Genomic DNA, 24,558 nt, shown 5'->3' with positions numbered 1-24,558 from the left:
CCACACCACCCGGCCATTCCTCGGGGGCTTCCCGGCAGGCTTCTGGCATTCCGGGCCGGGCCGGCCCGGAATGCCAGTGGACTGACGGGACGCCCCCGAACCCCGTCAACGCCACCGCGCACACGAGTCCCGCCGACCCCGACCCCCGCCCGGCAGGACACGCCACGGAAACAATTCTGCAATCTCTTGCGCAAGGTCTTGCAGGGGTACCGCTCCGCCCCTACGGTCGCTGCCATCCCCACCTCGCCGCCAGGAGGTTCCCCGCATGCCCCCCACCGCCAGAGCAGCCAGAGCAGCCGGCAGAACCGCCAGAACCGCCCGACCCGCCAGAACCGCCCGCGTCCTCCTCGCCGTTGCCGCGCTGGCCGGGGCGACCCTTACCGCCCAGGCGCCGCAGGCGGTCGCCGCGGCGCCCGGGGTGCGGGACGTCACCGCCGTGCTGTTCGAGTGGCGGTTCGACTCCGTGGCCAAGGCCTGTACCGACAGCCTCGGGCCCGCCGGATACGGGTACGTCCAGGTGTCGCCGCCGCAGGAGCACATCCAGGGCGGCCAGTGGTGGACCTCGTACCAGCCCGTCAGCTACAAGATCGCCGGGCGGCTCGGTGACCGTACGGCCTTCAAGGCGATGGTCGACACCTGTCACGCCGCCGGGGTGAAGGTCGTCGCGGACTCCGTCATCAACCACATGGCCGCCGCGGACGGCACCGGGACCGGCGGGAGTTCGTACACGAAGTACAACTACCCGGGCATCTACTCCTCCGCCGACATGGACGACTGCCGGGCGACCATCTCCAACTACCAGGACCGGGCCAACGTACAGAACTGCGAGCTCGTGCAGCTCGCCGACCTGGACACCGGTGAGGACTACGTACGCGGCCGCATCGCCGGCTACCTGAACGACCTGCTCTCCCTCGGCGTCGACGGCTTGCGGATCGACGCCGCCAAACACATGCCCGCCGCCGACCTCGCCAACATCAAGTCCCGGCTGGCCAACCCCAACGCCTACTGGAAGCAGGAGGCGATCTACGGAGCGGGTGAGGCCGTCCAGCCCACCGAGTACCTCGGCAACGGCGACGTGCAGGAGTTCCGTTACGCCCGGGACCTCAAGCGGGTCTTCCGGAGCGAGAACCTGGCCAACCTGAAGAACTTCGGGGAGGGCTGGGGGTACATGCCCTCCGCCCAGTCCGCCGTCTTCGTCGACAACCACGACACCGAGCGCGGCGGCGACACCCTCAACTACAAGGACGGCTCCGCCTACACCCTCGCCAGCGTGTTCATGCTGGCCTGGCCCTACGGCTCCCCGGACGTGCACTCCGGCTACGAGTGGAGCGACAGGGACGCCGGTCCCCCCAACGGCGGTGCGGTGAGCGCCTGTTACGCCGATGGCTGGAAGTGCCAGCACGCCTGGCGGGAGATCTCCTCCATGGTCGCCTTCCGCAACACCGCGCGCGGCCAGTCCGTGACCGACTGGTGGGACAACGGAGGCGACCAGATCGCCTTCGGTCGGGGCACCAAGGCCTACGTCGCGATCAACCACGAGGGCTCGGCCCTGACCCGCACCTTCCAGACCTCCCTCCCGGCCGGCGACTACTGCGACGTGCAGAGCGGCCGTACGGTCAACGTGGGCTCCGGTGGACAGTTCACCGCCACGATCGGCGCCGGCAGCGCCGTCGCCCTGCACGTGGGGGCCCGTACCTGTACGGGCAGCGGCACGCCGGCGAACCCCGCCGGCGCGGCCTTCGCCGTCACCGCCACCACCGTGCCGGGCCAGAACATCTTCGTCACCGGTGACCGCGCCGAGCTCGGTGCCTGGAACACCGCCGGCGCCCTCAAGCTCGACCCGGCGGCCTACCCCGTCTGGAAGCTCGACGTCACGCTCCCGCCCGGCACGGTCTTCGCGTACAAGTACGTCCGCAAGGACGCCGCCGGCAACGTCACCTGGGAGAGCGGAGCCAACCGCACCGCCACCGTCCCCGCGAACGGCAAGGTCACGCTGACCGACACCTGGCGCAGCTGATCCTCAGCCCCCGTCCCGCACCCGAGGAGACCTCCTTGACACGCCCCGCCGCGGGAGTGCTCGCCGCCGTCCTGGCCGTGACACTCCTGCCCGCCCTCCCCGCGGCGGCCGCCGCAGCCAAGGCGCCGCCGGCCCCGCCCTCGGACGCGAAGCTGGCCGCCGAGCCCGCGCGCAACGACCTGACCCGGGAGCAGTTCTACTTCGTGCTCCCGGACCGGTTCGCGAACGGCGACCCGCGCAACGACCGTGGAGGCCTGACCGGTTCCCGGCTGGAGACCGGCCTGGACCCGACGGACAAAGGTTTCTACCAGGGCGGTGACCTCAAGGGGCTGACCGACCGGCTGGACTACATCAAGGGGCTCGGCACCACGGCCATCTGGATGGCGCCGATCTTCAAGAACCAGCCGGTGCAGGGGAAGGGGAACGACGTCTCCGCCGGCTACCACGGCTACTGGATCACCGACTTCACGCAGGTCGACCCGCACTTCGGTACCAACGCCGATCTGGAGCGGCTGATCGACAAGGCGCACGGGAAGGGGATGAAGGTCTTCTTCGACGTCATCGCCAACCACACCGCCGATGTCGTCGACTACCGCGAACAGTCCTCCGCGTACCTGTCGAAGGGGGCTTTCCCGTACCTGACGAGGGACGGGGTCCCCTTCGACGACGCCGACTACGCCGAAGGCGCGTCGGGGAAGCGGGGGTTCCCCGCCACCGACGCCGACTCCTTCCCGCGCACGCCCTTCGTCCCGGACGCGAAGAAGAACCTCAAGTCCCCGGCCTGGCTCAACGACCCGACGATGTACCACAACCGCGGTGACTCCACCTTCGCCGGCGAGTCCTCCGACCAGGGCGACTTCTTCGGTCTCGACGACCTGTGGACCGAGCGTCCCGAGGTCGTGGAGGGGATGGAGAAGATCTATGAGAAGTGGGTCGCGGACTTCGACATCGACGGTTTCCGCATCGACACGGTCAAGCACGTCAACACCGGGTTCTGGACGCAGTGGGCGACCGCGCTCGACAAGTACGCCGCCCGCCACGGCCGGGACGACTTCTTCATGTTCGGCGAGGTCTACTCCGCCGACACCGCCGTCACCTCGCCGTACGTGACGCGCGGCCGGCTCGACGCCACCCTCGACTTCCCGCTCCAGGACGCGATCCGCTCGTACGCCTCCCAGGGCGCGGCGCCCGGGCGACTGGCCTCCGTCTTCGCCGACGACTACCGCTACACGACCGACAAGGCGAACGCGTACGAGCAGGTCACCTTCCTCGGCAACCACGACATGGGCCGCTTCGGGACCTTCCTGAAGCAGGACCGGCCGGGGGCGGGGGAGCAGGAGCTGCTGGACCGGTACCGGCTCGCCAACGAGCTGATGTTCCTCTCCCGGGGCAATCCGGTGGTCTACTCCGGTGACGAGCAGGGCTTCACCGGCGCCGGCGGGGACAAGGACGCCCGCCAGCCGTTGTTCGCCTCTCAGGTGGCCGACTACCTGGACGACGACCAGCTGGGCACGGCCCGCACGCACGCGAGCGACGCTTACGATCCGGGACACCCGCTCTACAAGCAGATCAGTGCTCTCTCGAAGCTGACCAAGGACCACCCGGCCCTGCGCGACGGCGTCCAGAGCGAGCGCCTCTCCGACGGTTCGGTCTACGCCTTCGCCCGCACCGACTCCAAGACCCGCACCGAGTACCTGGTCGCCGCCAACAACGCCACCGAGTCCCGGACCGTGGAGATCGACGCCCCGGCCGGCGCCCGGTACCGCACCCTGTACGGCGGCACGGCGCTGCTGCGTGCCTCCGCGTCCGGGAAGCTCACCGTGACCGTCCCCGCCCTCGGCTCGGTGGTGCTCCAGGCCACGGCGCCCCTCGCGCAGCCCGCGGCCAAGCCCGCGCTGACCCTCCAGGCCCCGGCCGCCGGGGCCACCGGAACCGTCGAGCTCACCGCGAACGTGACCGGAGCCGCCCTGAGCCGGGTGGTCTTCGCCGCGCAGGCCGGCGGCGACAAGTGGCAGGTGCTCGGCTCCGCCGACCACGCCCCGTACAAGGTCACCCAGCACATCACCGCGCCCGCCGGGACCGCCCTGCGCTACAAGGCCGTCGTCGTCGACTCCGCCGGCCGCACCGCGAGCGCCCTCGCCGAGTCCGTCGCGGGCCAGGCCCCGCCCGTCGAGGTCCCCACCGCCACCCAGCGCGACTACGCGGTGGTCCACTACAACCGCCCCGACGGCGACTACACCAACTGGCGGCTGTACGCCTGGGGCGACCTCGCCGACGGCGAAGCCACCCCCTGGCCGGCCGGGCACGACTTCACCGGCCGCGACGCCTACGGCGCCTTCGCCTACGTCAGGCTCAAGCCCGGCGCCTCCTCGGTCGGTTACCTCGTCATCGACAAGGACGGCAACAAGGACGTCGCCGCCGACCGCAGCATCGACGTGACGAAGACCGGCGAGATCTGGCTGGAGCAGGGCAAGGAACCCGCCCGCACCGACCGCCCCGCCTACCCGCCGCAGGACACCGCGAAGGCCGTCATCCACCACAAGCGCGCCGACGGCGCCTACGACGGCTGGGGCCTGCACGTCTGGACCGGCGCCGCGAACCCGACCGAGTGGTCCAAGCCGCTGCTCCCGACGCGCACCGACTCCTACGGAGCCGTGTACGAGGTTGCGCTCGCCCCCGGCGCCGGCTCGCTGAGCTACATCCTGCACAAGGGCGACGAGAAGGACCTCCCCACCGACCAGTCCCTGGACCTGAACGCCACCGGCCACGAGGTCTGGACGCTGGGCGGCCAGGAGAAGTACCTCCTGCCGCAGCCCGCCGGCTCCGCCGCCGCCCTGGACCTCACCAAGGCACAGGCCGTCTGGATCGACCGCGACACCGTCGCCTGGAACGCCCCGCCGGCCGCCGCCTCCCTCCAGCTCCTCGCCTCCCGCGACGGCGCGGTCAAGGCCGAGAACGGAACCCTGACCGGTCTGGCGCAGGCGCAGTGGCTGCGGCTGGGCAGGTCGCAGCTCACGGACGCCCAGAAGCAGAAGTTCCCGCATCTGGCCGGGTACGCGGCCTTCACCGTCGACCCCCGTGACCGGGACCGGGTACGGGACGCCCTGCGCGGCCAGCTCGTCGCGAGCGCCCGCGCCGCGAACGGCGCCGTCCTGGCCGCCACCGGCGTCCAGCTCGCCGGGGTGCTCGACGACCTCTACGCGAACACCACCGCCCTCGGCCCGGTCTTCAAGGACGGCCGCCCCACCCTCGCCGTCTGGGCCCCCACCGCCCAGCGGGTCGACCTGGAGCTCGACGGCCGCACGGTCGCCATGCGCCGCGACCTCGCCACCGGCGTCTGGTCGGTGCGCGGCGAGCGCGGCTGGTCCGGCAAGCCGTACCGCTACGCCGTGACCGTATGGGCCCCGAGCACCCGCCAGATGGTGCGGAACCTGGTGACCGACCCGTACTCCACGGCGCTGACCACGGATTCGGCGTACAGCCTGGTCGTGGACCTCGCCGACCCGAAGCTCGCCCCGCCCGGCTGGCGCGAGCTGCGCAAGCCCGCGGCCGTGCCCTTCACCTCGGCGCAGATCCAGGAGCTGCACGTCCGCGACTTCTCGGTGGCGGACCGCACCAGCGGTCACCCCGGCCAGTACCTGGCCTTCACGGACACCGGCTCGGCGGGCATGCGGCACCTGCGCGACCTGGCCGCCGCCGGTACCTCGTACGTCCACCTCCTCCCGGCCTTCGACATCGGCACCATCCCGGAGAAGCCGGCGGACCGCACCGAGCCGGCCTGCGACCTCAAGGTCTACGCCCCCGACTCCGAGGAGCAGCAGGCCTGCGTGGCCGCCGCGGCGGCGAAGGACGCGTACAACTGGGGCTACGACCCGCTGCACTACACGGTCCCGGAGGGCAGCTACGCGAGCGATCCCGAGGGCACGGCCCGTACGGTCGAGTTCCGCAGGATGGTCCAGTCCCTGAACGGGGCGGGGCTGCGCACGGTGATGGACGTGGTCTACAACCACACCGTGGCGTCCGGGCAGTCGGACAAGTCGGTCCTGGACCGGATCGTGCCCGGCTACTACCAGCGGCTGCTCGCCGACGGCTCGGTGGCCGACTCCAGCTGCTGCGCCAACACCGCCCCCGAGAACGCCATGATGGGCCGGCTCGTCGTGGACTCGGTCGTCACCTGGGCCAAGGAGTACAAGGTCGACGGCTTCCGCTTCGACCTCATGGGGCACCATCCGAAGGCCAACATCCTGGCCGTGCGCGCCGCCCTGGACTCCCTGACGCCCGCGAAGGACGGGGTCGACGGGAAGCGGATCGTCCTCTACGGGGAGGGCTGGAACTTCGGCGAGGTCGCGAACGACGCCCGTTTCGTCCAGGCCACCCAGCAGAACATGGCCGGCACCGGCATCGCGACCTTCTCCGACCGGGCCCGTGACGCGGTGCGCGGCGGCGGCCCCTTCGACGAGGACCCGCGTGTGCAGGGCTTCGCGTCGGGCCTGTTCACCGCCCCGAACGGGTCCCCGGCGAACGGCGCCGCGGACGAGCAGCGGGCCCGGCTGCTGCACGACCAGGACCTGATCAAGGTGGGTCTGAGCGGAAACCTCGCCTCGTACACCTTCACCGACACCGCCGGCCGCCGGATCAAGGGCTCCGAGCTGGACTACAACGGCGCCCCGGCCGGCTATGCGGCGGCTCCCGGCGACGCGCTCGCGTACGTGGACGCCCACGACAACGAAACCCTGGCCGACGCCCTGTCGTTCAAGCTCGCGCCGGGCACGGCGCCGGCCGACAAGGCCCGTATGCAGGTCCTGGCGATGGCCACGGCGACCCTCTCGCAGGGCCCGGCCCTGTCCCAGGCGGGCACCGACCTGCTCCGCTCCAAGTCGCTGGACCGCAACTCGTTCGACAGCGGGGACTGGTTCAACGCCATCCACTGGGACTGCCGTGACGGCAGCGGCAACGGCTTCGGCCGGGGCCTGCCGCCCGCCGCGGACAACCGCTCGAAGTGGCCGTACGCGAAGCCCCTGCTGGCGGTGCCCGCGCCCGGCTGCGCGGACATCACCGGCGCCGGGTCCGCCTACCGCGACCTGCTCAGGATCCGTACGACGGAGCCCGTCTTCGCGCTGGCTTCGGCGCAGGCGGTCCAGGACCGGCTGGCCTTCCCGCTGTCGGGCCCGGGCGAGACCCCGGGCGTGCTCACCATGACCCTCGGCGACCTGGTGGTGGTCTTCAACGCCGGCCCCGCGGCGCAGGTTCAGCGGATCCCCGCCGCCGCGGGCAGCGCGTACGCCCTGCACCCGGTCCAGGCGGCCGGCTCGGACCCGGTGGTCAAGCAGTCCGCGTACGACCAGGCGAAGGGGGAGTTCACGGTGCCGGCCCGTACGGTGTCGGTCTTCAAGCGCTCTTGACGCGGTACGCGTGAGTGAGGCGGCGGTGCCGGCCGCGGACCGGCACCGCCGCTTGTTCGTCAGACCCAGATGCGCACGGCCTCCATGGGCCGCGACTGGCCGGTGGTCCCCACGTACGCGGGGTTGCCGACCGTCGAGTTCAGCCAGCCGAGGTCCGCGACGTGCGCCTGCGCCCCCACGCTGCCGGAACCGACCTGGACGCCCAGCGCCTCCATCCGCCGCGACTGGCCGGTGGTGCCGACCCCCACGACGTCCCCGTCCTTGCCGCAGGCCCAGCCCTGCCAGCCCACGTCGGCGAGATGGGCGTTGGCGCAGACTCCGCCCACCCCGCCGGTCGAGATCAGTACGGCCTCCATCCGGCGGCCCTGCCCGGTCGTTCCGGCGACGTTGCCGTTGCACACCGTCGACTGCCATCCGATGTCCTGGACGTGCGCGGCGTAACACACCACCCGGGCGTTGGGGGCCAGCGAGGCCCGCGCCCGGGCCGTCGCCGCCTTCAGCTCCGCGACCACCGAGGCGGGCGCCTCGACGGACGGACCGCCCGCGACCGCCGCGCTGGTGGCGGGGGCCGGGGCCGGCGGCTGCACCTGGGCCTGCGCCGTCCCCGTGGCCCCCAGCATGCCCGCCAGCGCGAGTCCCGCCACCGCGCTCGCGGCCCTGCCCATGGAATTCTTCATTGGATTCCCCTCCTGGTACCGACTGGTCGGAGCCATCTCTACCGTCGCTTCGCAGGGCGGGACAACCGATTGCGGTTGCCACGGCCGAGAGGGGCCCGGCATTGGCGCGCCAGGGGTGGTTGCGCCCGGGGTGTCCGGTGTGCGTCAGATGTCGAGGCGCCGCTCCAGAAGGATCACCCCGTACACGCGGCCGTCCTTGCCCGTCTTGTGGGGGAACTCGCCGACCACCCGGTAGCCCGCGGCCCGGTAGTACTCGAGCAGCCGCGGGTTGGTGGACACGCAGTCCAGCCGGACCCGCTCCCGGCCGGTCCTGGCGGTCCTGTGCTCGGCGTGCTCCAGGATGCGCAGCCCGGCTCCGGCGGGCGCTGCCTCGCGCTCGACCATCAGCCGGTGTACATAGCCGGCCACGGGCGGCTGGATCCCCCAGGCCTCCTCGTCCGACCACCACAGCTCGTACGCGCCGACGATCCGTCCGTCGGCGTCCTCGGCGAGCCACACCTCGCCCTCGCGCATCTTCGACCGGAAGTGCGCGACGTCCTTGTCGCCCGGCTTCCACTGCACGATCCCGTTCGCCCGCATCCAGCGCGCGGCCTGGTCGTACAGCTTCACCAGCGTGCCGGCGTCCTTCTCCTCGGCCTGCCGGAACAAGATCCCGTCGTCAATGATCACGCGGGCATTATCACCAAGAGCATGATCATCGGGGGAGCGGGACCACCCCGCGGACCCCCTCCGCCACCCCGCGGACCCCCTCCGCCACCCCGCGGACCCCCTCCGCCGCCTCCGGCCCCCAGGCCGCCGGCCCGCTCGGCGCGAGGAGGGCCAGCCTGCCGACCAGCTCGCCGAAGGGCCCGTCGGCCGGCTCCTGGGCCAGGATCCGTACGAGGATCCCCGCCATCTCGGCGTCGTACGCGGCGCTCACGGCCGCCAGCGCGGCGAAGTCGTGCACCAGCTGCAGCTCCAGCTCGGCCCGCGGGATCTCCCGCCCGTCCAGCCAGAGCAGCGCGGTCGTCTCGGCCAGCGACACCCAGGAGCGCACGACGAGCGCGAGGCGCGCGGGCGGCTCCTCCACCTCGAGGTGGCTGAGGATCTGCTCGTACGCGGCGCGGCGGACCTCGTCGACCATGGCGTTGGTCCGGCTGCTCCCGGCCGCCGGACCGCCCCGCATCAGCGCCGAGAAACCGGGGCCGTGGTCGTCGACGAAGGCGAAGAACCGCCCCATCACCCGCAGCAGTCGCGCCCCGAGCGGACCTTCCCGGGGTTCCACGAACCGCAGCGCCAGCTCGTCGGCGGCCCGCCGCAGCGCAGCCTCGTAGAGGCTCAACTTGCCCGGGAAGTAGTGGTAGACGAGCGGCCGGGATATCCCCGCGGCCGCCGCGATCTCGTCGATGGACACGTCGTCGGGAGACCGGTGGCTGAACAGCTCCAGGGCAACCCCGATCAGCTGCTGCCGCCGCTCCTCGACACCCATCCTGCGCCGCACCCCGGTTGTCATGCCGACACCCTACTTCGCCGCCGGGTGCGCGCAGGCGGCTACAGGTCCAGGACCAGGCGGTCCGAGACGGCGCGGGAGACGCACAGGAGCATCGAGTCCTCGCGTTCGCCGTCGGTGAGGAGTTCGTCGCGGTGGTCCGCCTCGCCCGCCAGGACGCGGTGTCGGCAGGTGCCGCAGAAGCCCTGTTCGCAGGAGTACGGGGTGTTGGGCAGCTCCCGCCGCACCGCGGCCAGGGTGGTCTCCGCCGCCCCGACCTCGACCGTCCGCCCCGAGCGGTGGAGTTCGACCGTGAACGGCCTCGCGTCCCCGGTGGACGCCGCCGGGGTGAAGCGTTCCAGGTGGACCGCGGTGCCCGCGGGGGCGGCCTCGGTGACCGCCTGCATCAGGGGGCCCGGGCCGCAGCAGTAGATCAGCGTGCCCGGCGCGGCCCCGGAGAGCGCGGCCAGGGAGGGCAGGCCCGCCTCGTCCTGCGCGACGATCGTGACGCGGTCGCCGTAGGCCTCCAGTTCGGGGAGGAACGGCATCGACGCCCGGGAGCGGCCCCCGTACAGCAGGGTCCACTCGGCGCCGGCGGCCGTGGCGGCGCGCAGCATCGGGAGCACCGGTGTGATCCCGATGCCGCCCGCGACGAAGGCGTAACGGGGGGCGGTGGCCAGCTCGAAGCGGTTGCGCGGCGGCCGCACCGCCAGCCCGGCGCCCTCCGTCAACCGGGCATGGGCCTCGCGGGAGCCGCCGCGGCCGTCCTCGACCAGCCGGATCGCGATGGTGTAGCGGCCGGCCACGGCCGGGTCGCCGCACAGGGAGTACTGGCGGACCAGTCCCGAGGGCAGCGTCACGTCCACGTGCGCGCCCGGGGTCCACGACGGGAGCTCCGGTGATTCCAGGGTCAGTTGGAGCACGCCCGCGGCGGGCTGCGTACGGGACACGATCAGGGTGGGGATCCACCGGCGCGGGGAGTGGCCCGATATCGGGGTCTCCAGCGCCGGCAGCGGCCACAGCGGGGAGCGGTCGATCCGCTTGCGCAGCGCCCGCCTGGTCATCCAGGCGGCGCCCGCCAGGGCGGTCACCGTCACGGCGCGGTTCACGCGTGCGCACCGCCGTTCGCGCCGGGGGAGGAGGCGAGATAGGCGACGGCCTGGGCCGTCGAGCCCTCCTGCGAGGGGTGGTAGGTACGGGACAGGTACGTGGGGATGGACTTCAGCATCGAGCCCGTCGTGGGCAGGACGCCGCGCCGGCCCGCGCGGTGGAAGCGGCCGAGCGAAGCCTTGCCGTCCGCGAGCGAGGGGTCGTTCTCCATGAAGAAGCGGGCCCCGCGCTGCCACAGGAAGACCAGCGCCGCGAAGGCGGTGGCCCAGGTCCGGGCCCGGCGGCGGTAGCCGCCGTCCACGTGCATGAAGAGGTCGAAGGCCACCGAGCGGTGCTCCACCTCCTCCGCGCCGTGCCAGCGCAGCAGGTCCAGCATCATCGGGTCCGCGCCCCGCCGGTCCAACTCCTCGGCGTTGAGCACCCAGTTGCCGAGGAACGCCGTGTAGTGCTCGATGGCCGCGATCATCGCGACCCGCTCCATCAGCCACCACTTGCGTGCCTTGCCCGGCGGGAGGGTGCGGTCGCCGAGCATCTTCTCGAAGAGCCAGTCCACCTGCGCCGTGTACGGGGTGGGGTCCAGGCCGAGGCGCTTGAGGTGGGGCAGTACGTCGTCGTGGGCGGCGGCGTGCATGGCCTCCTGGCCGATGAAGCCGACGACGTCCGCCCGCAGCCGCTCGTCCTTGATGTACGGCAGGACCTGCTTGTAGACGTGGACGAACCACCGCTCGCCCGCCGGGAGCAGCAGGTGCAGCACGTTGATGGTGTGCCCGGCGAACGGGTCGCCGGGCAGCCAGTGCAGCGGGGTGTCCTCCCAGTCGAAGGACACGTTCCGGGCCTTGAGTTCGATGTGTTCCGCCGCCACGGGGGCGGGCGCGAGCGGCGTATTAGACATGGCGTCAATGTACTGATGGGTAAGAGGGAGGGAAACCCCTCTGCACCCGATTCCCGGGACGGCTCAGCGAAGCACCCCCGCCTTCGTGCCGTCCGTGAGCTTGCCCGACAGGTCCACCTGGGCGCCCGCCGGCGCCTTGACCGCCAGGCGGTTGCCCGTCCCCGCGCCGCTCACGCCGCCGCCCGACACCGACAGCGACGCGAACTGCGCGCTGCCCGCCGCCAGTACGTACCACTGGCCGGCCCGCGACTTCCACAGCACGCCCGCCAGCACCCGGGGCTCCCGCGGTCCGCACGCGGGCGAGCCCTCCGCCTTCGCCGCCTGCGCCGCGGGAGCCGTGCCCGGAGCCAGGAACTGCGCCTGCACCCGGTCCGCCGTGCCCTGCCAGGTCTCCGCCCGGGTGCACAGCCAGGTCGCGGTGCCGTCGCCCTCGGGCAGCGGCTGCTTCGCGTACGTCCAGGCGTTGACCGTACGGACCCCGTGCGAGCGCACCGACGCCAGCAGACAGGCGGTACGCGACCACTCGCCGAGCTCCGCGCCGTCCGTCACGTCGCGCTCGGCCCCCGGCGCGCCCGAGGTCAGCCGCGCCGGGGTCAACTCGCCCAGGTCGGTGACCAGCCGGGTCGCCCCGTCGCCGGTCAGGGCCAGCGCGTTCCAGGTGGTGCAGGTGCCGTCCGGGGCCGGGCTGCCGACCGGCGGGGTGATCCCGTCCACCAGCTTCAGCGGGGCCGCGGCTTCGCCCGGCTTGAGCAGGTCCCGCAGCGCGGCGCCGGTCACCCAGGGCGCGGCCAGGTAGCGCACGTTGCCGTCGACCCGGCTGAGCACCAGGCCGGTGGCCGTGTCCGCCGAGGCGCCGTCGGTCCGGGCGAAGTCGAGGGCGGCGATCTCGGTGCCGCTGCGCGGCTCGGCGTACCGGACCACGCGCAGCCCGTCGTAGAGCAGGACCACGACGGCCTGGTCCACGGCGCCCGCGAAGAGCAGCTGCGGCGGTCCCATCGGCGGCCCGGACGGGGTGCCCGGGGTGGCCGAGACGACCACCGTCGAACCCGGGCGGGCCCAGACGGCCAGCGCCCGCCGCAGCAGCTCGGCGTCGTCGGCGCGGTCGCCGCGCACGGGCCAGCCGGAGTAGTCGGTACGGGAGGACGTACGCCAGACCGTGGGCGCGACCCGGACCAGCTGCCCGGGGTCCAGTGCCTGCTCCGCCGCGGCGTTGCGCGCGTACAGCGGGGCGGCGGCCCCGTCCGAGCCCCAGCCGCCGCCCGGCAGCGCGAGCAGCGCCCCGCACACGGCGAGCGCGGCCCCTGCGGCGAGAGCGGCCCGTACCAGGCGGCGCCGCCGCAGCAGGTCGGTGGGGCGGGCCTGGAGCACGCAGGGGTCGAACTCCGGGGAGGTGAACAGCGCGTCGTTCGCCGGATCCCCGGACTCCGCGACCGCGGCGGCCGGGTTCACCACGCCGACCTCGGTCAGCACCCGCAGCACCTCCGGCTCGGGCAGCCGCTCCAGGGCCCGCAGCACGCAGGCCGCGCGGCCGGGCCCGTCGAGCGTGGCCAGCCACTGGTCGAGCGCCAGCTCCTCGGCTCCGCCGGAGCGCGGGAACAGCCGCAGCCCCCACACCTGGGGGAGCAGCGGCGGGAGCTGTGCGCGCCGGGGCAGGGCGCGGAAGGTCAGCGGGATCCCGGCCTCCAGGGCGGCCCGCAGCACGCGCAGGCGCACGTACGCGTATCCGGACTCGCCGGGGGCGCCGCCGCGCTGCCCCGGCACCCCGCCCTGCTGCCCGGCGGCCGCGGCCCGCGCGGCCGCCCCGAACCGCCGCCCGCCCGGCAGTGCGCGCTGGGCCAGGGAATGGGCGGTGAGCACCCGCCGGTTGCGGCCGAGGGCGGGCGGCAGCACCAGATAGGCGAGCCGCACCAGCCGCGGGTAGTGCTCGACGATGGCGGCCTCGGCCTGCTCGACGTCGAGGGCCCCGGAAGGCTCGGAAGACAGGGGGCGGGTGGCGGTATCCGGCGCAGTCACGTTCAGCAGAACGAGCGAATCGTCGGATGGTCACCCGTCCCCAGTGCCCCCGTTCGGGCTAAATCGCGCCCGGCTCCCTGACGGTTCAGGCGGCCACCAGGCGGCCGCGCAGCGCCTCCACCGTCTCGTCGGGGACGCCGAGACCCTCGCGCACGTACTTCTCCATCGAGCCGTAGCGCGTGCTCACCTCGTCCAGCGCGGCCTCCAGGTAGGAGGGGAAGACGCCGATCAGCGCCAGCGCGATGTCCGGGTCGCCGCCGGACGCAGTGAACCCCTCGATCATCGGCGCGAAGGCGTGCTTGACCGCCGCGTTGACCGACAGGTACTCGGCCATCAGGGTTTCGTCGTCGGCGCCGAGCAGCGACAGGATCACCGTCGCGCCCCAGCCGGTACGGTCCTTGCCGGCCGTGCAGTGGAAGAGCAGCGGGCCGCAGTCGGGGTCGGCGAGCTCGGTGAGCAGCATCCGGTACGAGGCCTGCGCCGATCCGGAGTTGACCAGGGACCGGTAGACGTCGCCGAACAGCGCCTGCGCCTTGCCGCCGCCGAGGTGCTCCTCGGCCACGGCCGGGTTGGACAGCAGGTCCTTGAGCTGGGCCGCGGCGGGCGTCTTCGTGGCGGCGGAGTTCATCTTGTCGGCGAGCACGTCGCCGACCAGGAGGCGCACGCCGGCCGGCAGCCGGTCGGGGTGGTCGGACCGCTCGACGTCGGTGCGGAAGTCGATGACCGTACGCAGGCCGAGCGCGGCCACCACCGGGTCGGCGCCGAGGTCGAGCCGGTCGAGCTGGCCGGAGCGCAGGACGAGCCCGGGGCGGACGGCGCGACCGTCGCACAGCTTGGCGCCGCCCAGGTCGCGCAGGTTGGCGACGGTGGTGGCGGGGATGGCGGTCATCGTGGCGGCTCCAGCGGGGTGCGGGTGACGCAAACGCGTCAGCGGTGCGTTTTCATATGATTTTCGGAGATTTCGTACCCGAAAGGTAATCGACGGCCAGCGAGAGCCCCACTCCGAGCCCCAGGGCCACCAGGTGCCCGGCGTCCGTGAAGGTGCGCTCCCGCTTCAGCAGCGGCCGGGCGGCGATCGCCAGCAGCCCCAGGCGGGCCGTGGTGCGCGCCGCCCCGCGCGGCAGCGTCGAGGTCAGAGCGCCGAGCACGGCGTTGAACCCGTAGCTGGTGCCCACGTCCAGGGCGCGCCGGGTCCGCCGGTCGGCCGCCCCGCGCAGGACGCCGTACACCAGCAGCGTCGCCGCGGTGTGGCCGAGCAGGAACACCCCGGCGGTCCACCAGGCCCCGTACGCGTACTCGGCGTACCCGAGCACCGCGACCAGCAGCAGGGCGTACGGCAGGGGCATCGGCTCCTCGACGACGAAAGCACTGGTCAGGAGGGTGTCCCAGCGCCCGGAGTCGAGGTTGTCGACATTGGTCGAGCAGCGGCGCAGCACCCGCTCGCGCTCCGCCGGATCCAGTCGTCCCAGGGCGTGCGCCCCCAGCTGGACCCCGCCGGCGTACACCGCTCCGACGGGCAATGGCCATGGCAATGGATTCACCCGACCATGATCGGCTACCACCCTCCCGCGGAGGTCACCGGGCCCCGTGCGAGCATGTTCGAGCCATGCTCGAGAATTCCGCGCCGTTGCGCGCCGCACGGGCCGCGATGTTCGCGGCGGTGTGTGTCGCTTTGGGTGCGGTGGGGCATTCGTACATGTCCGGCACGGACATTCCTCTTACGGGCCTTCTGGCCGCTTTCGGGCTGACCGGCGGGCTCGCCTGGCTCGGCGCCGGACGCCGCCGCGGGCCCGTCCCCATCGCCGTGGCCCTGCTGGGCGTCCAGGCCGTGCTGCACGGCGTCTTCTCCGGGAGTCAGGCGGCGAAGCCTGCCCCCGCGCCCGGCGCTATGCCGGGGCACCACCCCATGCCGGGCATGGACATGTCGATGCCCATGCCGTCCATGCCTGAGATGCCGTCCATGCCCGAGATGGCGGGCATGGACGGCATGGCTGGGACGGACGGCATGGCGGGGATGGCGGGGATGGCCGCGCACGCCCACGGGCACGGCGGCCTCGGCATGATCACCGCGCACGTCCTCGCCGGGCTGTTCTGCGCGGCCTGGCTGGCCCGGGGCGAGGCCGCCGTCTTCCGGCTGGCCGGGGTCCTCGCGGCCGGCGCGCTGCTCGCCGCCCGGCCGCTCTCCCGGGCCCTGGCCCTGCTCCGGACGCGCGTGGCCCCCGTACCGCGGGAGCCCGCCTTGCGCCCGGCGTACGAACGGCCGCGCGCGCTGCGCGGGGCCGTGCACGCCCACGCCCTGGAGCGGCGCGGGCCGCCCGCCCGGCGAACGACCCGCGCCACGGCCCCCGGCCGTCCTGCCCGCGCCTGACCGGCGCACCTCCTCGGCGAGGGGGCGAGACCTGGGGCCGATCACCCATGTCTTCGCCAACACCTAGGACCCACATGTCCCTCGACGAGGTTCAGGACGTCCGCGCAGCGGACTCCGACGTACCCGACGGCCGGCCCCCGGCCCCGCCCCGCCCCGGCGGATGGGCGGCCCTGCGGCCGCTGCTGCTGCGGCTGCACTTCTACGCCGGGCTGCTGACGGCCCCGCTGCTCTTCCTCGCCGCCGCCACCGGACTGCTGTACGCCGGCTCGTGGCAGGCCGAGAAGATCCTCTACTCCGACCAGCTGACGGTCGCCCGCGTCGGTGAGCACGCGCTGCCGCTCAGCGCCCAGGTCCAGGCCGCCAAGGCCGCCGCGCCCCAGGGCAAGGTCGTCTCCGTGGCGCCCGCGCCCGAGGCGGACGCCACCACCCGCGTGGTGATGGAGAATCCGGGGCTGGAGGAGGGCGAGACCCTCACCGTGTTCGTCGATCCGTATACGGCCGGGGTGCGCGGACAGCTCACCACCTCCGGCGACGCGCTGCCCCTGCGGGCCTGGCTGAGCGAGTTCCACTCCAGCCTCCAACTCGGTGAGTTCGGCCGGAACTACAGCGAACTCGCCGCCAGCTGGCTGTGGGTGATCGCGCTGGGCGGGCTGGCCCTGTGGATCGGCCGCCGGCGCAGCCGCAGGGCCCTGCTCGTCGTGCCCGACCGCAAGGCCAGCGGGCGCCGCAAGACCCTGTCCTGGCACGGCGCCGTCGGCCTGTGGGCCGCCGTCGGGCTCGTAGCGCTCTCCGCGACCGGCCTGACCTGGTCGAAGTACGCGGGCGAGAACATCGGCCGGCTCCAGGACGGCCTCGGCGGCGCCACCCCGTCCGTGTCCGCCGATCTGAGCACCGGCGCGGGCGCCGACGGCTCCGACGAGCACGCGGGCCACGTCATGACCGAGGGCATGGAGATGCCCCCGCCCGCCCCCACCGCCGACATCGGCATCGACCGGGCCGTGGAGGCCGCCCGAGCCGCCGGGGTCGGCGAGTACCTCCAGGTCACCCTGCCCGCCGGCGGCAAGGGCTACGTCATCAAGGAGAAGGACAAACAGGTGCCGGTGCACCTGGACTCCGTCGCCGTCGACCCCGCCGACGGCCGGGTCATGGACGAGCTCCGCTTCGCCGACTACCCCCTGCTCGCCCAGCTGACGCGCTTCGGCATCGACCTGCACATGGGTCTGACCTTCGGGCTCGCGAACCAGCTGGCGCTCGCCGCGCTCGCCGTCGCGGTGATGTTCATGGTCGTCTGGGGCTACCGGATGTGGTGGCTGCGCAGGCCCACCAAGGAACGGAAGCTCTCGGCCGGCCGCGCCCAGCCGCGCGGTGCCTGGCGCAAGCTGCCGGTGACCGTGGTCCTGCCGGCGGCCGCGGCGACGGCCGTCGTGGGCTGGTTCGTCCCGCTGCTCGGGATCAGCCTGGTGGCCTTCCTGGCCGTCGACGTCCTGCTCGGCTTCGCCGCGACGCGCCGGGCCGAGGCCGCGCTCTAGTGCTGTGAACACAGGTGGGCCCGTGTTCCCCGAGGGGAGTACGGGCCCACCGTCATGTCAACGCACGCCTCAGGGGGCGTACTTGTAACCCACCCGGCGCACGGTCTGGATCGCGCCGCGGTGGGCGGTGCCCAGCTTGCGGCGCAGCCGGGCGATGTGGACGTCCACCGTGCGGCCGTCGCCGACGTGGCCGTAGCCCCACACCGTGGTCACCAACTGGTCGCGGCTGTGCACCCGGTGCGGGTGCGCGACCAGGTGCGCCAGCAGCTCGAACTCCAGGTACGTCAGGTCGAGCACCGCGCCGTCCACCTCGGCGGTGCGCTGCGCCGGGTCGATGCGGACCAGGGCGTCACCGGTGGTGGAGGGGGCCTTGGGGGCGGGCGGGGCGAGCGCGACGGTCGGCTGCTGGTCGGCCGGTACGAGGACCAGGTAGCCGACCATCGGCGGCTGGCCCGGCAGGGCCGGCAATGTGTGCTGGGGGGCGGGGAGCCAGGTGGCGCCGGGCGGGAGGAAGTCCACGACACGGGCCACCTCGTCCCGGTCCACGGCCCGCAGCCGGTGGCGCGGACTGGGCGGGAAGGTCAGGGGCGAGGTCGCAGCGGAGGCGGAAACGAGGGAACGGGTGTGGGCCATGAGTGGTCAGCTCTTTCACGCGGAGTGGTCGGCAGGAGACGTACGTACGTCGTCGTACCGCGCAGACCGAAGGCCTCGGGGAAGGTCTGGTGGGAGATCCCGGAAGGCTTTAGAGGGCCGGCGCGTTCTTCGCGCGGCAACACACCCGGTCGAAATCGTGATCCTGACGGGAAGGCCAGAACGGCTCGAGGTCGCTGCGACCTGTCGAGGTGTGCGGGTGGCTGGCCATGGCCCTCATTCAAGCAGATCCAGGGGTCCGGGGGCAGGTCCCGTCTCAGCTGGTGGAGCGGAATCTCAAATTCCGTGATCAAGGGTTCGTCAAGCCGTCACAATCCCGACAAACCATCAGCCGTGCCCAGGATCAAAGCTCGAGCCGCGGCAGGGGCTGCGGCAGCACTGCGCCCACCCTCCCGGTGGGGGAGGGCGGGCGCAGCGCTTCCTGTCAGTGCCGGTCTCAGACCAGGCCGTCCTTCTCCAGGCCGGTGCAGCAGGTGTCCGTGATCAGACGGGTCACCACGTACGGGTCCACGTTCGCGTTCGGGCGGCGGTCCTCGATGTAGCCCTTGCCGTCCTTCTCCACCTGCCACGGGATGCGCACCGACGCGCCGCGGTCCGAGACGCCGTAGCTGAACTCGTTCCACGGGGCGGTCTCGTGCAGACCCGTCAGACGCTCGTCGATGCCCGCGCCGTAGTTCTTGACGTGGTCCAGCGGCTTGCTGCCCTCGCCCAGCGCCTCGCACGCGGAGATGATCGCGCGGTAGTCCTCGCGCATCGCCTTGGTGGAGAAGTTGGTGTGCGCACCCGCGCCGTTCCAGTCGCCCTTGACCGGCTTCGGGTTCAGCGTCGCGGAGACGTTGAAGTCCTCGGCCGTGCGGTAGAGCAGCCAGCGGGCGATCCACAGCTGGTCGGAGACCTCCAGCGGCCCGACGGGGCCGACCTGGAACTCCCACTGGCCGGGCATGACCTCGGCGTTGATGCCGGAGATGCTCAGGCCCGCCGCGAGGCAGTGGTCCAGGTGCTTCTCGACGATGTCGCGGCCGAAGATCTCGTCCGAGCCGACACCGCAGTAATAGCCGCCCTGGGCCGCCGGGAAGCCGTTGACCGGGAAGCCGAGCGGGCGGATGCCGTCGAAGAAGGTGTACTCCTGCTCGATGCCGAAGATCGGCGCCTGGCCGGCGAACTTCTCGGCGATCGGGCGGAGCAGCGCGCGGGTGTTCGACGCGTGCGGGGTCATGTCGATGTTCAGGACCTCGCACAGGACGAGGACGTTGTTCCCGCCGCGGATCGGGTCCGGGCAGGAGAACACCGGCTGGAGTACGCGGTCGGAGGCGTGGCCCTCGGCCTGGTTGGTGCTGGATCCGTCGAAGCCCCAGATCGACAGCTCCTCGCCGTCGGAGAGGATCTTCGTCTTGGAGCGCAGCTTCGCCGTCGGCTCGGTGCCGTCGATCCAGATGTACTCAGCCTTGTAGCTCACGGGCCCCATCCTTCGGTGCGTCGCTCCGGCGCAGACTCTGCGGGCGCTGCGGATTCATGTGGTGTGGACCAGAGCGTGCCCCCTCGCGATTTCTCTTCCGTTGCCCGTGTGTGAACCCCGTGTTACCGAGGTTTACCCCGCAGGTCGGGTGGCTTGTGCGGGTCGACGGTCGGGCAGCCGTACGAGTGGGGCACACTGAGCAGGTGAGCATTTCGTACGATTTGAACTCCGACGGTGACGCCGCCGATGAGGCCGTCCCCCGCCCCCGTCCCCGGGTCGGGCTGCTGGGCACGGGTCCCTGGGCCCGCCGCACCCACGCCCCCGCCCTCGCCGCGCACACCGGCTCCGAGTTCGTCGGAGTGTGGGGCCGGCGCCCTGAAGCCGCGGCCGAGCTGGCAGCCGCGTACGGCGTGAAGGTGTACGAAGACCCCGACGCGCTGTTCGCGGACTGTGACGTCGCGGCCTTCGCCCTGCCGCCCGACGTACAGGCCCCGCTCGCGGTGCGCGCGGCCGCCGCCGGATGCCATCTGCTGCTCGACAAGCCCGTCGCCACCACCGTGGAGGACGCCCGCGCGGTGGCCGGGGCCGCCTCGGAACACCGGGTCGCCTCCGTCGTCTTCCTGACCCTGCGCTTCGCCGAGCCGACCGCGGGCTGGGTCGAGGAGCAGGCCGGGCGCACGGGGTGGTTCACCGCCAGCGCCCATTGGCTCGGTGCCGTCTTCCCGCCCGACGGCGCGCCCAGCGCGTACGCCGACTCGCCCTGGCGCAAGGCCAAGGGCGGGCTGTGGGACGTCGGCCCGCACGCCCTGTCGGTCCTGATCCCGGTGCTCGGCGACGTCACCTCGGTCAGCGCCACCCGGGGGCCCTCCGACGTGGTCCAGCTGGCCCTGCGCCACGCCTCCGGCGCGGCGAGCACCGCCGTCCTCAGCCTCGGCGCCCCGAGCGCGGCCGCCGGGGTGGGGCTGCAACTGCGCGGGGCCGCGGGCGTCTTCGGGCTCCCGGACTGGAGCGACGTCCCGGGCGCGTACGGCCGCGCGCTGGACGCGCTGCTCGCGGCGGCCCGTACCGGGGTGCCGGATCCGCGGGGGGCCGGGTTCGGGGCGCGGCTGACGGAGATCCTGGCGGAGGCGGAGGCGCAGCTGTCGGGCTGAGCCGTCGGGGCCGGGCGGGCCGCCGGGGCCGAGGTCGACGGCCGGGGCGAGGCCGGGGCGAGGTCGGCGCTACTTGATCACGGCGTTGGCCACGATGATCGCCAGGCCGATCGTGGCGTCCGCGAGGCCGATCAGCAGCGCGGACCTGAGCCGGTAGCCGACCCGGATCGCCACGAAGGACCCCCAGGCGAACAACAGCGCGGTGTTCAGGCCGAGCCCGACGGCCGTCACCCCGTACGACTCCCACCCGATGAGCCCGGCGAGGACCAGCAACAGGACGGTGGGCAGGGTGGCCGCGATCATCGGCCACTCGTTCCACAGCGCCCGGGCAAGGATCCGCCACCGGCGGCCGACGGATCCGTCCCGGTGGCTGGCCATGTGGTGCGAGTACCCGTGCGCGGCCGCGGCCGCGGCCGCCGTGACGGCCACCCAGCTGGCGTCGTAGAACGGGGTGTAGGGCTTCTGGTCCAGCGCGGCCAGCAGCCCGCTGGCGAGCACCGTCCCGTACACCCCGCCGAACATCCAGTCGGCGCCGCGCCGGGGCGCGGGAAGGTGCTGCGGGCTCTGCGGCTGCGGCGACTGCTCGGCGTTCACGGTACGGCGTTCCTCGGGTGCGCTATATCCCCTTTCGGGCTGACTTCGGCCAGCGTAGGTGCTGCGAGGTGCGCTCCGCGTCAGCGCAACCCGGGCCGGGGCCGGGTCCGGCGGGCGGGACCGGGGGACCTAGCCCTTGCGGGAGAGGGCCTCGCGGACGGCCTCGTCGGAGCGGCCGATCACGGCCGTGCCGTCCTCGGCGGTGATGATGGGGCGCTGGATCAGCTTCGGGTGCGCCGCCAGGTGGGCGATCCAGCGCTGCCGGGCCTCCTCGGTCTCCTCGCGCGGCAGTTCCCGTACGCCCGTCTCCTTCGCGAGCGGGTCCGACGTACGGGTGATGTCCCACGGCTCCAGGCCCAGGCGGCTCAGGACCTCGCGGATCTCCGCTTCGGAGGGGACTTCCTCCAGGTAGCGCCGGACCGTGTACTCGGCGCCCTCCGCGTCGAGCAGGGTCAGCGCGCTGCGGCACTTCGAACAGGCGGGGTTGATCCAGATCTCCATGCCGGAAAGCTTAGCGAGGTGCTCCCTGGCCAGGGCCTTTGTCAGTGGTCGCCGGTAAAATCGAGGGAGAACGACAGGAAGCCAACTACCGTTTGGGAGGCTGTAGATGGCCACTGCCATGACCGCGAACACCGTCCAGCACGTGAAGAAGAAGCCGCTGCCGGCGGGGCTGCCCCGCGAGTGGTACGAGACGCACAACCGGCGCCTGAAGGCGATGCGGTTGGCGATATCCCTGCTCGACTCGGGGACGTATGACGCTCAGCGCGCCACCAACCGCAAGATCCGCACGATGGCCGTGCGGACGGGGATGCACCGCCCGTCCAATGTCACCTGCAAGATGGTCCGCTCGTTCATCCGCGCAGCCGGCTGAGCGGGGACCCGGGGGTCCACGAGGGGGCCGGGGCGTCGACCAGGGAGACCTTGACTACCCGGCCCGCTTCCCCGTTGCCGGCGCCGTCGTCGCCTTCGACGGTGCCGCGCACCGGGACCTCGATCGCGGGGTGCCCGGCGGGGCCGGAGCCCGCACCGAGCATGTCGTCGTAGGCCGTGCCCAGCATCATCGCGCCCGTCAGCAGCGCGACGGCGCCCGCCGCCGCCACGACGGCCGACATCCGCCTGCTGTACTCGTGCGGTGCGCGCATCGGTGGGCCTCGGCTCTCCGTGATCGGGTCGGGTGGCGGATCCGAGCGAAACACGGAGAGCGGCCCACGGCGGCGGCTGTCATCGTTTGATCACATAACCGGGACGGGGTGGTCATGGCGAACCGCTAGCGGGCCGTCGCTCGTCCGCGCCCTCGTTCGCGCCCTCGTCCGTGCCCATGCCCGTGCCCATACCGCCGTCCAGCGACAGCACGAGCAGCGCCACGTCGTCGCGCGGCCCGCCGCGGGTGAAGGACTCCAGGTCCCGCCACACCGCGCGGGCCAGGCCCGCCGGATCCGTCGCGAGTGCGGGGACCCGCTCGGCCAGCGGGTAGAAGTGCCCCGTCGCGTCCCGGGCCTCCGTCGCGCCGTCGGTGTGCAGCAGCAGCCGGTCCCCGGCCCGGACCGGGATCTCCGCCACCGTCGGCGGGGCCGGACCGGCCAGGCCCAGGCCGAGCGGGGGGCCCGGCTCCACGACGAGCTCGCTGACCGCGAAACCGCGCAGCAGCAGCGCCGGGGGATGCCCGCACGACAGGACCCGTACGAGATCCAGCCCGGGCGGGAACTCCATCAGCACCGCCGTCGCGAACAGCTCCGGATGCTCCACGGACGCGGCCACCGAGTCCGCCAGCAGCCGGCGGTCCAGGCGGGCCGCCACCGCCGACAGTTCCGCGTCGTCCAGGACCCCCTCGCGGAAGGCCCCGAGCAGCGCGGCGACCGTGCCGACCGCCGCGAGGCCGTGGCCCTGGACGTCGGCGACGATCGCGCGCACCCCGTACGGGCCCGCCCGTACGTCGTACAGGTCGCCGCCCACCAGGGTGCCGCGCTGGGCCGCGCGGTACAGGCCCGAGCACCGGACGGGTCCGACGCGGTCGGGAACGGGCGGCAGTACGGCCAACTGGGCGGCCTCGGCGACGGTACGCACGCTCACCAGCTGGGCGTCGCGGCGCCGGCGGACCCAGGCGATCACCACGCTGAGCAGGCCGATCGCGGCGACGGTGGCGAGGTCGGCGCCGCGGGTGTGGGAGATCCCGATCACCGGCAGGCCGAGGAGCCCGAGCACGACGGCCGCGAAGACGGCGGTGCCGGCGGCGCCGTAGGCGAACGCGGCCACCGGGGGCAGCCCGGCCAGGAAGTAGCCGAACTCGACGTCGCCCGGGGTGGCGCGCTGCGCGAGCACCAGCACGACGAGGGCCACCGCGGGCGCGAGCCGGGCCCAGCGCGGCGGCGGCGCCCCGCGCAGCCAGCCCGGCTCCTCGCGTCCGCGTCTCACCCCTCCACCCTGGTACGGGGTGCGGGGCTGCGCACGCCGGGTGGCCCCTTACGGTCCTGGCCGCGACAGTGGTGGCGTGACGGATACGCAGAGCGCGGCGCTCAGCACCCGGCTGAACTGGCTGCGCGCGGGGGTGCTCGGAGCGAACGACGGGATCATCTCCACGGCCGGCCTGGTGGTGGGCGTGGCCGGGGCGACCACCTCGCGGTCGGCGATCGTGGCGGCGGGCGTGGCCGGGCTGCTGGCCGGGTCCCTGTCGATGGCGGCGGGGGAGTACGTGTCGGTGAGCTCGCAGCGGGACTCCGAGGAGGCGGCACTGGACTTCGAGCGGCGGGAGCTGGCGGAGGCGCCGCAGGAGGAGCTGGTGGAGCTGACCGACCTGCTCGTGGCCCGGGGCCTGTCCCGGGACCTGGCCCGGGAGGCGGCGGAGCAGCTGACGGAGCGGGACGCGTTGCGGGCGCACGCCCGGGTGGAGCTGGGGATCAACCCCGACGAGCTGGCGAACCCGTGGCACGCGGCCTTCGCGAGCCTGATCGCCTTCACCGCGGGGGCGGTGCTGCCGCTGCTGGCGATCGTCCTGCCGGGGGCCTCCAGCCGGGTCCCGGTGACGGTCGGCGCGGTGCTCGCTGCGCTCGCCCTGTGCGGGGTGGCCGGCGCCCGCCTGGGCGGGGCCCCGATCCCGCGCGCGGTCCTGCGCAACGTGGCCGGCGGCGCCCTGGCCATGGCCGTCACCTACGCGGTGGGCACCTGGCTGGGCACCTGACCCCGAGCGGCGGTGCCCGCCACGAGGCGGCTGGCCATGGCCGTCACCTACGCGG

The 24,558-nt window shown here is 73.2% G+C and carries 21 protein-coding genes; 7 read left to right on the top strand and 14 right to left on the bottom strand.

Annotated features, from left to right (window positions below):
- Positions 1 to 265 precede the first annotated feature (265 nt).
- Together ACFWBF_RS27175 and pulA are read left to right on the top strand one after the other, a co-directional pair.
- Positions 266 to 2,017, top strand: coding sequence for a carbohydrate-binding module family 20 domain-containing protein (locus tag ACFWBF_RS27175; protein ID WP_385606493.1), 1,752 nt, complete (start codon positions 266 to 268; stop codon positions 2,015 to 2,017).
- 35 nt (positions 2,018 to 2,052) lie between these two features.
- Positions 2,053 to 7,419 (top strand): pullulanase-type alpha-1,6-glucosidase, encoded by a 5,367-nt coding sequence (pulA, locus tag ACFWBF_RS27170; protein ID WP_385606491.1) that lies wholly within the window; start codon positions 2,053 to 2,055, stop codon positions 7,417 to 7,419.
- Positions 7,420 to 7,478: 59 nt separating this feature from the next.
- Here the strand turns inward: pulA and ACFWBF_RS27165 are convergent, their stop codons facing one another.
- The 8 genes from ACFWBF_RS27165 to ACFWBF_RS27130 all read right to left on the bottom strand — a co-directional run bounded on the left by ACFWBF_RS27165 (position 7,479) and on the right by ACFWBF_RS27130 (position 15,120).
- Positions 7,479 to 8,096 carry a polysaccharide deacetylase gene (locus ACFWBF_RS27165; protein ID WP_385606489.1) on the bottom strand — a complete coding sequence of 206 codons (618 nt, stop codon included), beginning with the start codon at positions 8,094 to 8,096 and terminating at the stop codon, positions 7,479 to 7,481.
- Positions 8,097 to 8,240: 144 nt separating this feature from the next.
- Complete coding sequence (locus tag ACFWBF_RS27160) at positions 8,241 to 8,765, bottom strand: GNAT family N-acetyltransferase (RefSeq protein ID WP_385606487.1); 525 nt, start codon at positions 8,763 to 8,765, stop codon at positions 8,241 to 8,243.
- A 25-nt stretch (positions 8,766 to 8,790) separates the two neighbouring features.
- Entirely contained in the window at positions 8,791 to 9,588 is a 798-nt protein-coding gene (locus ACFWBF_RS27155) for a TetR/AcrR family transcriptional regulator (protein ID WP_385606485.1), read from the bottom strand.
- A 38-nt stretch (positions 9,589 to 9,626) separates the two neighbouring features.
- Entirely contained in the window at positions 9,627 to 10,628 is a 1,002-nt protein-coding gene (locus ACFWBF_RS27150; protein WP_385606497.1) for a PDR/VanB family oxidoreductase, read from the bottom strand.
- Positions 10,629 to 10,669: 41 nt separating this feature from the next.
- The gene (locus ACFWBF_RS27145) at positions 10,670 to 11,566 is read right to left on the bottom strand and encodes a metal-dependent hydrolase (RefSeq protein ID WP_385606483.1); all 897 of its coding nucleotides are present in this window, start codon (positions 11,564 to 11,566) and stop codon (positions 10,670 to 10,672) included.
- 63 nt (positions 11,567 to 11,629) lie between these two features.
- Entirely contained in the window at positions 11,630 to 13,579 is a 1,950-nt protein-coding gene (locus ACFWBF_RS27140) for a hypothetical protein (RefSeq protein ID WP_385606481.1), read from the bottom strand.
- An 85-nt stretch (positions 13,580 to 13,664) separates the two neighbouring features.
- A complete protein-coding gene (locus ACFWBF_RS27135; RefSeq protein WP_385606479.1) occupies positions 13,665 to 14,468 on the bottom strand; it encodes a tyrosine-protein phosphatase in 804 nt (267 codons plus the stop codon).
- Between the two features lie 52 nt (positions 14,469 to 14,520).
- Complete coding sequence (locus ACFWBF_RS27130; protein ID WP_385606478.1) at positions 14,521 to 15,120, bottom strand: rhomboid-like protein; 600 nt, start codon at positions 15,118 to 15,120, stop codon at positions 14,521 to 14,523.
- Positions 15,121 to 15,185: 65 nt separating this feature from the next.
- Between ACFWBF_RS27130 and ACFWBF_RS27125 the strand changes: the two genes are divergently transcribed.
- Positions 15,186 to 15,947 carry a hypothetical protein gene (locus tag ACFWBF_RS27125; RefSeq protein WP_385606476.1) on the top strand — a complete coding sequence of 254 codons (762 nt, stop codon included), beginning with the start codon at positions 15,186 to 15,188 and terminating at the stop codon, positions 15,945 to 15,947.
- A gap of 74 nt (positions 15,948 to 16,021) precedes the next feature.
- Entirely contained in the window at positions 16,022 to 17,476 is a 1,455-nt protein-coding gene (locus ACFWBF_RS27120) for a PepSY-associated TM helix domain-containing protein (RefSeq protein ID WP_385606474.1), read from the top strand.
- A gap of 69 nt (positions 17,477 to 17,545) precedes the next feature.
- Here ACFWBF_RS27120 and ACFWBF_RS27115 read toward each other — a convergent pair whose 3' ends face one another.
- Positions 17,546 to 18,109, bottom strand: a complete 564-nt coding sequence (locus ACFWBF_RS27115) for a winged helix-turn-helix domain-containing protein (RefSeq protein WP_385606473.1) — start codon at positions 18,107 to 18,109, stop codon at positions 17,546 to 17,548.
- Between the two features lie 454 nt (positions 18,110 to 18,563).
- Positions 18,564 to 19,583 carry a glutamine synthetase gene (gene glnII, locus ACFWBF_RS27110; RefSeq protein ID WP_385606471.1) on the bottom strand — a complete coding sequence of 340 codons (1,020 nt, stop codon included), beginning with the start codon at positions 19,581 to 19,583 and terminating at the stop codon, positions 18,564 to 18,566.
- 209 nt (positions 19,584 to 19,792) lie between these two features.
- Here glnII and ACFWBF_RS27105 point away from each other — a divergent pair, with 209 nt between their 5' ends.
- On the top strand, positions 19,793 to 20,734 hold the full coding sequence (locus tag ACFWBF_RS27105) for a Gfo/Idh/MocA family protein (RefSeq protein ID WP_385606495.1): 942 nt from the start codon (positions 19,793 to 19,795) through the stop codon (positions 20,732 to 20,734).
- A gap of 69 nt (positions 20,735 to 20,803) precedes the next feature.
- Here ACFWBF_RS27105 and ACFWBF_RS27100 read toward each other — a convergent pair whose 3' ends face one another.
- Both ACFWBF_RS27100 and ACFWBF_RS27095 read right to left on the bottom strand, forming a co-directional pair.
- Positions 20,804 to 21,328 carry a hypothetical protein gene (locus ACFWBF_RS27100; RefSeq protein WP_385606469.1) on the bottom strand — a complete coding sequence of 175 codons (525 nt, stop codon included), beginning with the start codon at positions 21,326 to 21,328 and terminating at the stop codon, positions 20,804 to 20,806.
- 129 nt (positions 21,329 to 21,457) lie between these two features.
- Positions 21,458 to 21,829 (bottom strand): ArsC/Spx/MgsR family protein, encoded by a 372-nt coding sequence (locus ACFWBF_RS27095; protein WP_385606467.1) that lies wholly within the window; start codon positions 21,827 to 21,829, stop codon positions 21,458 to 21,460.
- Between the two features lie 106 nt (positions 21,830 to 21,935).
- On the opposite strand from ACFWBF_RS27095, the gene ACFWBF_RS27090 reads away from it, so the two are divergent.
- The gene (locus ACFWBF_RS27090) at positions 21,936 to 22,199 is read left to right on the top strand and encodes a hypothetical protein (protein ID WP_385230088.1); all 264 of its coding nucleotides are present in this window, start codon (positions 21,936 to 21,938) and stop codon (positions 22,197 to 22,199) included.
- Here the strand turns inward: ACFWBF_RS27090 and ACFWBF_RS27085 are convergent.
- Positions 22,180 to 22,470: a hypothetical protein gene (locus ACFWBF_RS27085; RefSeq protein WP_385606465.1), complete on the bottom strand. Its 291-nt coding sequence runs from the start codon at positions 22,468 to 22,470 to the stop codon at positions 22,180 to 22,182. The genes ACFWBF_RS27090 and ACFWBF_RS27085 overlap by 20 nt on opposite strands.
- Positions 22,471 to 22,582: 112 nt before the next feature.
- Positions 22,583 to 23,740, bottom strand: coding sequence for a PP2C family protein-serine/threonine phosphatase (locus ACFWBF_RS27080; RefSeq protein WP_385606463.1), 1,158 nt, complete (start codon positions 23,738 to 23,740; stop codon positions 22,583 to 22,585).
- A 76-nt stretch (positions 23,741 to 23,816) separates the two neighbouring features.
- Here ACFWBF_RS27080 and ACFWBF_RS27075 point away from each other — a divergent pair, with 76 nt between their 5' ends.
- Positions 23,817 to 24,503, top strand: a complete 687-nt coding sequence (locus ACFWBF_RS27075) for a VIT family protein (protein ID WP_385606461.1) — start codon at positions 23,817 to 23,819, stop codon at positions 24,501 to 24,503.
- Positions 24,504 to 24,558 lie beyond the last annotated feature (55 nt).

Origin of the sequence: Streptomyces sp. NPDC060028 (assembly GCF_042736725.1) — a bacterium.
GTDB lineage: Bacteria > Actinomycetota > Actinomycetes > Streptomycetales > Streptomycetaceae > Streptomyces.
This window is presented reverse-complemented; position numbering and strand designations above follow the sequence as displayed.